The following is a 13,445-nucleotide window of genomic DNA, read 5'->3' as shown; positions in this document are numbered from 1 at the left end:
AAAAATGCAGATTGAAAAAGAGAAAGATCACATTTATCGTTACTGGCGTATCCATATCATGATTGGAATGTATGTTGGATATGCTGGTTTTTATCTTACCCGAAAAAGCTTTAACTACGTTGTGCCAACTCTAATTACAGATTTAGGTATCGATAAAAATGATATTGGAATGATGGCGACCTTGTTTTACATCACTTATGGCATTTCTAAATTTGTGTCGGGCATGTATTCAGATAAAGCCAATCCCCGTCATTTTATGGCATGGGGACTCTTGATTACAGGTATTACAAATATCCTTTTTGGATTATCCAGCTCTGTATTGATGTTTACCACACTTTGGGTTATCAATGCTTGGTTCCAAGGTTGGGGCTGGCCTGCTTGTTCTAAATTGCTAACAACATGGTATTCTCGTAATGAAAGGGGATTATGGTGGTCAATTTGGAATACTGCACATAACGTAGGTGGCGCGATGATTCCACTTATTGTCGGTTATTTAACTCTCCATTACAGTTGGCGCTATGGATTTACCCTTGCAGGTATTACCGCAATTATCATTAGTCTATTTCTTTTCTCACGCTTAAGACATACGCCTGAAAGTCTTGGATTACCAAGCATTGGGCAATGGAGAAACGATAAGATAGAGCAAGCACAAGAAAAAGAGGGGGCTAATCTCAATTGGCATGAGATTCTCCACCATTATGTTTTCTTTAATAAGTATATTTGGTTATTAGCGCTGAGCTATACGCTTGTATATATTGTACGAACTGCAATTAATGACTGGGGGAATATTTATTTAACCGAAAAATACCATTACGATCTCGTCTCTGCGAATAGCTCTCTCTCTTTATTTGAAATTGGTGGGATTTTTGGATCGCTCGTTGCAGGCTGGGGATCAGACAAATTATTCTCAAGCAACCGAGGCCCAATGGCATTACTTTTCGCAATAGGCATTTTCTTTTCTATTCTTGCATTGTGGTTAATGCCTAAAGAAAACTTTATCTTACAAGCGAGTGTCTTTTTTGCGACAGGCTTTTTTGTTTTTGGTCCGCAAATGCTGATTGGTATGGCAGCAGCAGAGTGCGCTCACAAAAAAGCCCCGGGATCAGCAACAGGATTTATTGGTCTTTTTTCTTATTTAGGTGCGGCTATTGCAGGTTATCCATTAGCGCTTATTATGGAATCTTACCATTGGAATGGCTTTTTCGTTGTGATAGTTTGCGCTGCATCCGGCATCGCTTTATTATTGCTTCCCTTTTTAAAAGCGCAAAATGAAGCTTAATCCCTCTTTTCACTTTATAATTTATCTTAAAAAAGGATACAAAAATGACGCATATTTATAAATTAACGGGTACACCTCAACACTATGTTTGGGGAGGCCAAAATTATATTCCTGAATTGCTTGGCGTTGAGAAAACACAGCCCTACTATGCTGAATGGTGGTTAGGTGCTCATACCTCTAGCCCTTCAAACCTTGAAATTAATGGAAAAAACCGTCCTTTAACCGATTTTATTGCTGAGAATCCCCAAGTATTAGGGCAAACCAGCCTTGAGTATTTTGGAAAAGAATTACCTTATCTATTAAAAATTCTAGATGTAGCAAAACCGCTTTCAATTCAGCTACACCCAACCAAACAGCAGGCAGAAGACGGGTTTACAAAAGAAAATGAGGCTGGAATTGATTTAAAAGATCCGACAAGAACCTATAAAGATAGAAATCATAAACCGGAAATGATGATTGCTTTATCTGATTTCTGGTTGCTACATGGATTCAGACCTAAAGCAGAAATGTTGGCTGTTTTATCCGAACGTCCATCTCTAACTGATTTAGCAAAAAAATTAGAAAATCAGGATATTGCTACCTTTTATGCAGAAATTATGCAAGCCGATCAACTTCAATTAAGTACATGGCTTAATCCAATTATCGAAAGCAATAAAGCGCGTTATCAACAACAAAAGTTAAGTATGGAAAATCCTGACTACTGGGTGCTTTATACTCTAGAAGCGATGGAAATTTCTCCCGAAAAATTAGATGCCGGACTTATCTGCTTCTATTTATTTAACATTGTTCATGTGAAAAAAGGGGAAGGTATTTTCCAAGATGCCGGCATTCCACATGCCTATTTACGTGGTCAAAATATCGAATTAATGGCATGTTCAGATAATGTTATTCGTGGCGGACTTACTCCAAAACATATTGATATCCCTGAATTGCTCAGAGTAGTTGATTGCAGAGAAGTTATACCGCAACTCATTGATATTGCTGATGAAAATCAAGCAATCTTTACTTACTCAACGCCTGCTAAAGATTTTGCCTTGAGCCAAATTCGCTATCAGACTAATGATAAATTTGAGCTTAATTCCTCAACGGCGGAAATCCTTTTTGTCATGCAAGGGGAATTAAAGATTACTGCTGAAAATACCGAATTAACGCTTAAACAAGGTGAATCAGCCTTTATTGGTGCCAATAGTACTTACCAGCTTGAAGGATGTATTGAAGGGTATGCTGTGAGTGCGCATTTGCCTAAATAAAGTAACATATTAAAATAGCAGAACGAATTTCCGTTCTGCTATTTTCGATTAGATAGCTAAAACAGCTTTAGCTGCCTGAATTGCCTCTGCGACACGCTCAGGATTTACCCCACCTTTCGCGCAACGTTTCTCTAAACAAGATTCTAATGATAGAATCGGATAAACATCTTCATCAATCACACTATGGAACTGTTTAAATTCTGAAACAGATAATGATTCTAAAGGTTCACGTTTACTGATCGCATAAACTACCGCTTCTCCAACAATATGGTGCGCCTCACGGAATGGAATACCTTTCGCCACTAAATAATCGGCTAGTTCCGTTGCATTAGAGTAACCTTGTTGTGCGGCTTCACGTGTACGTTCAACATTCACATTGATATCTTCAAGCACTAAAGCACCAATTTCTAAGCAAGCTTGCCATGTTTCCATCGCATCAAAAATACCTTCTTTATCTTCTTGCATATCTTTGTTATAAGCTAATGGCAATCCTTTTAAAGTTGTAAGCAAGCCAGTTAAAGCACCGAATACACGTCCGGATTTTCCTCGAATTAACTCACATGCATCCGGGTTTTTCTTTTGTGGCATGAGCGATGAGCCAGACGTTACACGATCAGAAAGTTCTAAGAATGCAGATTCACCACTATTAAAGAAAATTAAATCTTCTGCAAAACGAGATAAATGCACCATACTAATTGAAGCATTTGAGAGAAGTTCTAAAACGTGATCACGATCCGATACGCTGTCTAAGCTATTACGCGTACCAATACTAAAGCCGAGATCTTGAGCAAGTTGGTCACGATCGATGGCATAAGCTGTACCGGCTAATGCTCCTGAACCAAGTGGACATGTATGCATACGCTTATAAGCATCGGCTAAACGACTGTAATCACGCTCTAACATTTCAAAATATGCCATACACCAGTGTGCGAAAGTAATTGGTTGAGCACGTTGTAAATGAGTATAGCCCGGCATTACGGCTTGTTGATTTGCTTCTGCCGTTAAGACTAATTTTTCTTGTAAGTTACGGATACGTTCTTGGAGTACAACAACTTGTGCTTTACACCACATTTTCATATCTACTGCAACTTGGTCATTACGGCTACGTCCGGTATGGAGTTTTTTACCTAAATCTCCGACTTTTTCAATGAGCTTTGATTCAACCCAACTATGAATATCTTCTGCATCATCTTTTAAAATAATTTCAATTTTAGGTTCTATTTCTGCACGTAGCGCTTTTAATGCTGCGACAAGCTGTTGATGCTCTTCTTCTGTTAAAATACCAACAGATGTAATCGCTTTTGCCCAACCGATTGAACCATCAATATCTTGTAATGCAAGACGATAATCGAAACGTAGAGAGTCATTAAAAAATTTGAATTTTTGGTCTGCTTCTTGTGTAAAACGTCCACCCCAAAGTGCCATAATGTTATTCCTTTCTTTCTATTTAAGAGTGCTTAAAAATGATGTGCTTATTTTGCATAAATATGCAAAATTATTCAATAATTATTTATAATTAAATTGGATTTTTATGGAAATAAAAAGTAAAGCGGTTGATTTTTGCAACTTTTTTACAAAAACCAACCGCTTGAAAAATACGATTATTTTAAAAACGGATTGTGAGCTTTTTCTCTACCTATTGTGGTATGAGCACCATGTCCTGGGATAATAATAAAATCGTCTTCCAAATCAAACATTTTTGTTTTGATTGTGTCAATCAGTTGCTCAAAATTCCCCAAATAGAGATCAGTACGCCCGATACTATCTTTAAACAACACATCGCCACTAAACGCAATTTTATTTTCAAAATCAAAAAAGCCGATATGTCCTGGGGCATGTCCAGGTAAATGGCGAATATTAAATTTTAAAGTACCAACCGTCACTTCATCGCCTTCTGTGAGCCAATGATCAGGTAAAAAGCCTTGCACAGGCGGTAATCCAAATTTTTCACACATTTGTGGTAATTGCTCAAAAAGCGGTTTATCTGCAAGATGAGAACCATAAACCTGCGCTCCAAAATGATCACGAACAGTTTCTACTGCCATAATATGATCAAGATGAGCATGAGTGATCAATAATTTTTCAACGTGAAGTTCTTGCTGTTCCACAAATTGAATTATTCGATCTGCGTTATCGCCAGCATCAATAATCGCCGCATTTTTATTATCATCCCAAATGACAGAACAATTTTGTTGAAAAGGGCTAACCGGAATAATCTGTAAGTTAAACATAACAGTTATTTATACTCCACGCCATGTTCTGACAGGACCAGTGTCCACATGAACAAAGTTACTACGCGGATAATAACCAACACCACCGTTATGTAAACTTTCTGCTGCCGTCTTAACTTTGTTTAGTGCGACACCAGAAATTTGAAAATCAACTGCTTGTCCACGAATATGAAAACTATTACTTGCAACACCTCGATGAGTTCTACGTAAAGCAGCATTTGTTTTTGCTGACCGATAGCCACTTAATACTAAAATTTCAGCGTTACGAAAACCTAAACGTTGTTGAAGCATATTTAATTTTACAAATAAATTAGGATCGATATGTTTAATTTGTCCTGTATGGCGATCACGCATTAAATAATCAAGTCGCTTCAGATCTGCAGAAGCCAAATTCCCACCATTAAATTTAACCGCATGAGTATCTCCCGTATTGATATTTCGGAAGCGTAATGCAAGTGGAGTAACTGTTGATAAACTTGCCATGACTTGATTGGGTAAAAGACTCGCTCCTAATACAAGACCACCTAGAGATAACCATTTACGGCGTTGAATATTAATTTTATTCATTTTTCCTCACTTTGCTGCTGAGTATGACAGATAGAAAATAGTTAAAGCCCTTTAGCCATTTGCTATCTATCATGTTTTATCATTATGATGTAATTTTAGGGTAATAATAAAAGAAAAAGTTCCGAGAAGCGGTAAAATCCTCTCGGAATTTTTCATTTTTGAGAACTAGATCACATTTTTTACTTTATTCCAACTAATAGAAGTTTTTGGAATATTGCTATCTAACTTATAAATATCCGGCAAGGTATACACTTTGCCACCTTCTACCCATGATGTAACATAATATAAATAAACAGGGTTATCAGAGCGAATATTTACAGAGGTAGTTTTCTTGCTTGCTAATACACTTTGTTGTTTTTCTGCAGACCAACCTGCTTCTCTTAATAAAATGCTCGCTAATTCACTTGATTTATTCACTCGAACACAACCAGAGCTTAAAGCACGATCAGTACGACTAAATAGTCCATGATTTGGTGTGTCGTGTAAGTAAATCGCATCTGAACTTGGCATATTGAATTTATAACGCCCTAACGCACTATCGTCGCCCGCTTTTTGACGAATGCGGTAAGGTATACTTTTTGCATTCAAATACTGAGACCAATTCACACTACGAGGATTCACTTTATTGCCACTACCATCTAAAATTTCGTAGCTCAAACTATCAGCAATTCCTGGATTTCTTGCTAATTTGGGTACGATATCTTTTGTTAAAATACTCGTTGGTACATTCCATGGCGGATTTACAACTACATTACTAAGTTTACTATACATTACCGGTGTACGGCGATCTTCACGTCCAACAATTACTTTTGACTGTAACGCTAATTGACCATCACGGAAATAGTATAATTGGTAACTTGGAATATTGACAAAGATACCATTATTAAAACTTGGAATAATGCGTAAACGCTGCGCATTTAATGCTAATTTATAGAAAGAGTTTGAACCCGTTGCAACAATTCCATCAACAGGTGTGGTTGCTACATTTTTAGATTTTCCTTTCGTCGCTTTCTTAGTCGTCATTGGGGCGTCAGGAGACATCATAAATAAACGTTGTAGAGTTTCCTGATAAACATGATTACGAGGCACTAAATTTGTGATGAATTGTCCTACGCTACCATTTTTTACCGATTTTACCCAAATTGCAATTTGCTCTTCTGAAGGGGATTTAGGTGAATATGAGCCTAAGTTATATAGCCAATTATTTGCATTGCGATATACATTTTTATTGTAATAAAGATAGTCTAAGAAACTATCAGTTAATAATATATCTTTAGCCAAACCTTCAGGTTGATTTAAGATTTGCTGTAATGCTTTTGCTGATTTTGCTGAAACGCCACTTGCTGCAAATGCAGCGTATTCTTTTAAAAATTGGCGAACTACCGAATGATCATTCCACATCGGTGTAAAACCATTATCTAAATAAATTTTTGCTGTTGTAGCGCTTAATAATAAGGCGTTACTACCAATCGTTTGTTGTATTTGCTGTTCAGCTTCCGCTAACTTACGAGCTTGTTCTTGACGAAGTAGCTCTTGCTCATAAGCATAATCTGCCCGTTGTGATAATTCAGCCGCTCTTGTTTGTTGGGCCTCAAAACTTAATTGAGGTAAAACACCATCATGGACTGGCAGAGTCACAGCCGGAATGGTTTGCTCAACAGCAGGCGCATTTACTGTGGCTGCTGGCATGGCTTGCTCAACGGGTGCTTCAGTAACGGGAGCTGTTTCAGCAATTGCTACGCTAGAAAGAGCCATCATCAATGGTAATAATTTAATTTTATTCATCGTAAGTTCTTACTCTTTATTTTGCATAAAATAAAAAATTAAGCCGCTTGTCCAATACATTCTTTGATAAGCGGCTTAAGGATTGCTACATTATATACGATTTTGTTACTTTTTATCAATTTCTAACCAATCAACCATCATTTTCTCCGTTTCTTTCAAGAAGAAATCTGGTGCTTCATAGTCTTTTGGTAGAGCATCAATATTTTTTAACACTTTTTTGCCTTCACGTTTAAAACGCTCGTTAAGATTTGCCAATCGTCTAGCTTCATCTTCATCGTTTTCTTTCTGACGTTCAGCTAAATTTAATGAAGTAAATTTACGATCATCACGCTCTTTACGTAGTGCAATATCTTCATTTAATACGATAAATTCAGGATCTTTTGCGATACGCTCTTCATGTTTCTTCGTTAATTCTGCCACAGCATTACGAGCAGAACCCGATAATTGGTAAGAGGCTGCGGGAATTTTATCCCAAGGAAGCGCATTATCTTCGAAGCTTTCCCCTGTTTTTGCAGCATTGATAATTTCAGGGAATTTAATATCTGCTTCAACCCCTTTTAATTGGGTACTGCCACCGTTAATACGGTAGAATTTTTGAATCGTATATTGAATATAGCCGAGTGGCTCCTGATCTAAATCATATACAAAATTTAATGAACGGCTTTGTTGAACCGTACCTTTACCAAAGGTTTGCTGACCAACAATAATTGCACGATTGTAATCCTGCATTGCTGCTGCAAAAATTTCTGAAGCAGAAGCGCTATGACGGTTGATCATAACCATTAAATTACCATCATAAACCGATTTATCTGCTTCCGGATCTTCATGTACCTTAATACGATTAAATGCATCTCGTACTTGAACAACCGGACCATCTTTAATAAATAAGCCTGATAGTTCAATCACTTCTGTTAGTGAACCACCACCATTCTCACGTAAATCAATAATCAGACCTTCTGCTTTTTTCTCTTTCATCTGGTCTAATAATTTACGCACGTCTTTTGTTAAACCAATATAGAAAGTCGGGATTTTGATAACCGCAATGTTTTTTCCGTCAATCTTATCAATAGTCAGTTTGGCAGCACTATCTTCAATACGTACTTTATCGCGAATCAGGGTAATAATTTTCGTTTTACCGCCTTTTTCAGGTTCAATCTCTAAACGAACCTTAGAACCTTTTTTCCCTTTGATCTTATCGACAACATCATCTAAACGCCAACCAATGACGTCTTCAATTTCACCTTTGTCGCCTTGCCCTACACCCACAATTTTATCGCCTACAGCTAATTTCTTGCTACGAGCCGCTGGTGCACCAGGTACGAGCGATTTGATTGTTGTAACATCATCTTCCATTGAAAGTGTTGCACCAATCCCTTCAAGAGAAAGGTTCATACTCTCTTGGAATGCTTTGGCCGCACGAGGTGATAAATAACTTGTATGCGGATCAATCTCACGAGCAAAAGAATTTAAATACGTTTGTAAAATATCATCTGCTTTTACTTGCGTTAAGCGCTTAATGGCTAAATTATAACGTTTAGTTAATGTTTTCTTAATTTCCGGCCACTTTTTGTCTTTTAAATACAAGTTAATAATGTCATTTTTGACACGCTGTTCCCATAATTTATCGGCATTTTCTGCTGTTGTTGGGAAAGGCGCTTTTTCGCGATCATTCTCAATAACATCATTTGTTTTTAAATTAGGCTCTTTATCTAATAAAGATAACGCATATTGATAACGCTCATAGCGACGTTTCATCATCAAATCATACATAGCAAAAGCAGAATCTAATTTGCCTTCGTATAATTCATCATCTAAAGTTAATGCGTATTTTTTACGCATCTCATCAACATCAGACTGTAAAAAAGTATTATGCGCAGGATCTAACCAATCCATATAACGGTTAAAAATTTTACCCGCAAACTCATCATCTAATTTGAATTTATGATAATGTGATTGTGTTAAACGTGCTGTGACTCGCTTTGTCGAAAGCGAATGTTGCTCAGTTGGTTTTGGAGTCACTAAAGCGTCTGCTTTAATTTGTGGCTCGACGGCAAAAGCTTGCCCAGCTAAGAGACTCATTACCACGCATGTAACAAATCGATTTATTTTATTCAGTTTCATATCTACCTTATTCAGCTCACTCAAAACTAAATTAAAAAACTAAATGCACTCAAGCGGTAGTGTTTTTCAAATTTTTGCAAAACTTGAAAAAATCCTACCGCTTGTTTTTACATAAAAAGATTATCGACTAAATTTATTGGCTAAAGCCGCTAAACTTTCCGCTGTTGCTTTAGGTGCATCTGCCACTTTTTTCTTCACAAAGGCTTTTTTTGCTTTATGTTGAGATGCAGATTTACCTTCTTCACGCTGTTTTTTGAAAAATTCTTTACGTTGTGCCTTACGTTGCTCTGCTTTACGCGCTTCAAAAGCTTCTTTTGCTTGTGCTAAAGCAATCGCCGCATGTTCTGCTTGTTGCTCATTTACAATACCGGCCTCTTCGCCTTGTAACCCTACACGCACAGCATTTGGTTTACAACTTGCTAAATAGCGCCAGCTCATGGTATAAGCTCGTAAAACTTGACGTAATTGTGTTTTACTAACTTTCTCATCATCAGCTAATGCTTCAGCTAAATCTTGGAAAAGACCAATTTTTAATGGTTTTACCTCGCCTTCTGTAATAAAACAGAGTGGGAATTTTTCTGCTAAATAAGCAATAACCTCTTTAATAGGGGGATTCACTTTATTTGCTGAGGGTTGAGTTGATGCTTCACTTGTTTCAATTTGTGCATCTAATTGTTGTTCTGACATAGTATCTTCCGTTTTTTTACTAAAAAATCTGGTAAAAGAATAGCCTAAGACTAAAAGCGTAACTATATTTTATTTACCCTTTTTCGTCCACCATTTCGAGTGACTTTTGTAGAAATAAGGCAAATACTTTCATTAAAAAGTTCCCTTATTCCAAATTTATCAAAATAATGTTTGCTTTCATGATGAATAAATGGTCTAATCGTTTGGCTTTTGTGACTTAATGTGTGATCTAGTTCTTCTCTAAAATAATTGAGAGTGTTTTACGATTCCCATCATCTCTCTTTAAGCAATTTGTATTTATTTTTTAGAAGGATTTTTTATGTCTAAAGTAACAGGCACAGTAAAATGGTTTAACGCAACTAAAGGATTTGGCTTTATCGCTCCAGATCAAGGTGGCGAAGATATTTTTGTACACTTCTCTGCGATTGAAAGCAATGGTGGATACCGCACTCTGGAAGAAGGTGCAAAAGTAGAATTTGAAGTACAAGCGTCAGATCGTGGTGCTTCTGCTGCGAATGTGAAAAAAATTTAATTATCATTGCTAAAGATAAAATGTGCTCTTAAAATCGCAATCGGATCACAAACAAGCTCACTTTTACAGATAATCTAACAAAGTGAGCTTATGTGGGGTATTTGATCATTTTTTATGACACATAATTTCAGGTATTGACTAAATTACCAATTCTTTATTTGAGAAATAAATGGGGATACCATATTTGGTTTCCCCTATTTTTAAAGTGTATTGCAACTTTTTGCGCTATTTTGACCGCTTATAGCAAACTAAAACTCGTACCTCAAACCTACATTAAAATTCCGCCCCGGAGCTGTGTAAGTATCAGCATTAGTCACAGAGAGACTTGAGGCATTCGGTCCCCCAGTTGCTGCTGATGAGCCCTGTACAGCGAAATAGGAAACATCTGCCCAATTCCAATATTTCTTATCAAAGAGATTATTCACATTAGCTGTTAAAGTCAATGCTTTAATCGGTTTCCAATATACGCCTAAATCGATCAGATTAACGGTCCTAGTTGGATTGTAAATCGTTCCATTGATATCTTTATCCGCTTTGGCTTTTATATGGGTAAGTTGGATATTTCCACCGAAGTTCTCTCCTTCATAGCCGAATCCTGCTTTGAATTTGAGTGGTTGAATGGTATTGATAGGAGCTTTTACACCATCATGTTCTGACTTACCTTTTGAATAAGCGATCCCACCTAAGAGATAAAAGTTATCAACAAAGTTCCATTTTGCATTTGCAGTGATACCATAAATTTTTGCTTTATCGAGATTTTGATATTGGATCAATGGGTTATGGGTTGCTGTTGCTCGAGATTCCCAATCAATAAAGTTTTTATATCGATTGTAATAACCTGCGATATCGTACTGAACCTTATCGTTTCTTCCTTTAAAGCCAAGACTGAAGTTATCCGCCGTTTCTGCTTTTAAGTTTGGATTTCCAACTACAGCATATTGTCGAATAATTCGTCCGCCAACTGCAACAGTATTACCAAAGGAAGAAGTCAACTGCTGTGCAGAAGGTGTTTTTACGCCTTTAGAGTATTGGAAATAAGGTTCAAAAATTGGGGCTATTTTCCAGTTCATACTTAATTTAGGTAAGAAAATCGTCTGTTTTTGACCTTCCACTGCGGCATATTGTTCTGCCGCTTGCACGTAGCCAGATTTTGATGGATTAAAGCGATAGTGCAATACACCTAAATGTGGCGTGATGATAAAGCTACCTAAAGCTAATTCATCTTCAAGATAGAGATGCGTTTTGCTCTGCTTGGTGGTTGCCATTGGATCAAAACTTAGACCGCTAGAACAGCTATTACAATGTAAATCTGCTCCAAAATCTGCTTGATGATGCGCAATGCCATAGCGTAATACTTGCGGTATGGTGCTATCAATCAAGGTAGTTAAATGCGAGGTAATGCCATAGGTTTTTTGTTTTACTTCACCTGTTTCTGTACGGTTTGAGCGGTTCGATAGACGTTGACGGTAATTTTCATTTTGGGCGCTTTGGAAGTAAATTTGGGTATTAGCTTGGTTTAGCCAACCTTTTTCATTTTTATACTCATGCCCTAAAGAAACTCGTGTTCTACGATTTTCATCGTCAGTAAAACCAGAGAGTTGTGTGCCTGTTGCTCTATCAATAGATGCTCCATTACTGGAGAGAAGTTCTGTTGTTTTCGCTTTTTGTTGATGTTCAAAAGTCAGTTTGATCTTATGTTCATCATTGATTTGGTAGGCTTGTTTGACTAAGACATAGCTGTTTTTGTAATCGGCAGGATCGGCTTTTGTTCTTGTTGCACCTTCTCCACCAATAGTACCTTGGTTTTCCGTTTCATGTCCAAAACGAGCAGTGGTTAAGACAACTCCTTCGTAACGATCATTTTTAGCTGCACCAGCAATAGAGCCGTAGAATGATTTATCGACACTATTATAACCTGTTGCGACAAAGCCTCCGACATTACCCGATTTAATGACATCATTTGGTTCTAATGTTGCGAAATCAACACTCCCTGAGAGCGATTGATAAGAACCACCATATTGAACTGCCGCAGAACGTAACGATGTGGGTTCTACGCTGTTAGCACCACCAAAGTCTAATCCTAAGGTGGTCATTAATTTATTTTCTTGAGTTTCAGGCAACGGAATACCATCAATACTACTTGCGACACGATTACCCTGTAAGCCTCGAATGTTGATCCCATCATTACCAGAACGTGTGCGTTGTAAATCATTCACTTGCACATCAAGTTCATTGGAAAATAGATCTTTTATATTTCTAGGATGTTGTTGAGCAACCTGTTTTTGAGTAATATTTGCTTCATTTGCTCCACCTAACACATCAACTGCCTCTAAAGATATCGGTTGTTCAGCCAATGAAGTTTGTGTAGAGCAGATCGTTGTTATGAAAATAGCCAGTTGTGCTTTTTTACTCATAAAGTCTCCATCTAACATATTATTTTTTTACTTAAATATTTTTATTCTTCAATATGTTTATGCCCTTCATCCAAATGAACGAAATTGACTAAATCGTCTGTGCTGACTTGGAATGCTTGCCCAAAGCCTTTAACAAATAAGCCTTTTTTTGGCTTGAAACAGAAAAGCTTGAAATCTTCAAGTTTGGCTAAATTAGAGATCGTATCGCCATGACGAGCTTTAAGAGCTTGAATAGCTTCTTCCCATTCTGCGCTATGGCGTTCAACTATACGTGCTGATGCATCAAAGGTTAAACGGCGACGAGCAAAAATTTCACGACTTTGGCTTTCATCTTCAATTAACATGAGTGAGACTTTTGGCACTTCAAGTAAATTGCGTGCATGGCGGGCAATGGTTGAAATCAGTACTTGATATTCGCCATTGTGAATAACAAAAGGGGCATAGCTCACATTTGGATTGCCTTCAGCATCAACGGTAGAGAGCAAAATTGTTTTCATCTGCTGTTTAAATGCCTGAATTTCAGGGCCTAAACGATTTTGTAACACTTCTTGACGGTTAGTTTGTGACATAGTAACTCCT

General features: G+C 37.3%; 11 protein-coding genes. 3 read left to right on the top strand and 8 right to left on the bottom strand.

The features are described 5' to 3' along the window. The first annotated feature begins 4 nt into the window (after positions 1–4). Both uhpC and manA read left to right on the top strand, forming a co-directional pair. On the top strand, positions 5–1,279 hold the full coding sequence (gene uhpC, locus AM305_RS01045) for an MFS transporter (protein WP_005822284.1): 1,275 nt from the start codon (positions 5–7) through the stop codon (positions 1,277–1,279). 44 nt (positions 1,280–1,323) lie between these two features. Beyond that, positions 1,324–2,529: a mannose-6-phosphate isomerase, class I gene (manA, locus tag AM305_RS01040; protein WP_005822282.1), complete on the top strand. Its 1,206-nt coding sequence runs from the start codon at positions 1,324–1,326 to the stop codon at positions 2,527–2,529. 48 nt (positions 2,530–2,577) lie between these two features. On the opposite strand, the gene argH is transcribed toward manA, so the two are convergent. The 6 genes from argH to proQ all read right to left on the bottom strand — a co-directional run bounded on the left by argH (position 2,578) and on the right by proQ (position 9,920). Continuing rightward, entirely contained in the window at positions 2,578–3,954 is a 1,377-nt protein-coding gene (argH, locus tag AM305_RS01035; RefSeq protein ID WP_005822280.1) for an argininosuccinate lyase, read from the bottom strand. A 176-nt stretch (positions 3,955–4,130) separates the two neighbouring features. Beyond that, the gene (locus AM305_RS01030; RefSeq protein WP_005822278.1) at positions 4,131–4,760 is read right to left on the bottom strand and encodes an MBL fold metallo-hydrolase; all 630 of its coding nucleotides are present in this window, start codon (positions 4,758–4,760) and stop codon (positions 4,131–4,133) included. Between the two features lie 9 nt (positions 4,761–4,769). Next, complete coding sequence (gene mepK, locus AM305_RS01025) at positions 4,770–5,327, bottom strand: peptidoglycan L,D-endopeptidase MepK (RefSeq protein WP_005822276.1); 558 nt, start codon at positions 5,325–5,327, stop codon at positions 4,770–4,772. Positions 5,328–5,492: 165 nt separating this feature from the next. Further along, positions 5,493–7,112, bottom strand: coding sequence for a L,D-transpeptidase family protein (locus AM305_RS01020; protein WP_005822274.1), 1,620 nt, complete (start codon positions 7,110–7,112; stop codon positions 5,493–5,495). Between the two features lie 105 nt (positions 7,113–7,217). Beyond that, positions 7,218–9,233, bottom strand: a complete 2,016-nt coding sequence (gene prc / locus AM305_RS01015) for a carboxy terminal-processing peptidase (RefSeq protein ID WP_005822272.1) — start codon at positions 9,231–9,233, stop codon at positions 7,218–7,220. Between the two features lie 120 nt (positions 9,234–9,353). Next, positions 9,354–9,920, bottom strand: coding sequence for an RNA chaperone ProQ (gene proQ, locus AM305_RS01010; protein ID WP_005822270.1), 567 nt, complete (start codon positions 9,918–9,920; stop codon positions 9,354–9,356). Between the two features lie 319 nt (positions 9,921–10,239). Between proQ and AM305_RS01005 the strand changes: the two genes are divergently transcribed. Further along, on the top strand, positions 10,240–10,452 hold the full coding sequence (locus tag AM305_RS01005) for a cold-shock protein (RefSeq protein WP_005820317.1): 213 nt from the start codon (positions 10,240–10,242) through the stop codon (positions 10,450–10,452). A gap of 248 nt (positions 10,453–10,700) precedes the next feature. Here the strand turns inward: AM305_RS01005 and AM305_RS01000 are convergent, their stop codons facing one another. After that, positions 10,701–12,866 (bottom strand): TonB-dependent hemoglobin/transferrin/lactoferrin family receptor, encoded by a 2,166-nt coding sequence (locus AM305_RS01000; RefSeq protein ID WP_005822268.1) that lies wholly within the window; start codon positions 12,864–12,866, stop codon positions 10,701–10,703. Between the two features lie 41 nt (positions 12,867–12,907). Continuing rightward, positions 12,908–13,435 (bottom strand): heme utilization protein HutZ, encoded by a 528-nt coding sequence (gene hutZ, locus AM305_RS00995; RefSeq protein ID WP_005822266.1) that lies wholly within the window; start codon positions 13,433–13,435, stop codon positions 12,908–12,910. Between the last annotated feature and the right edge of the window lie 10 nt (positions 13,436–13,445).

It is taken from the genome of Actinobacillus minor NM305 (genome assembly GCF_000175195.1).
Taxonomy (GTDB): domain Bacteria; phylum Pseudomonadota; class Gammaproteobacteria; order Enterobacterales; family Pasteurellaceae; genus Haemophilus_A; species Haemophilus_A minor.
This window is presented reverse-complemented; position numbering and strand designations above follow the sequence as displayed.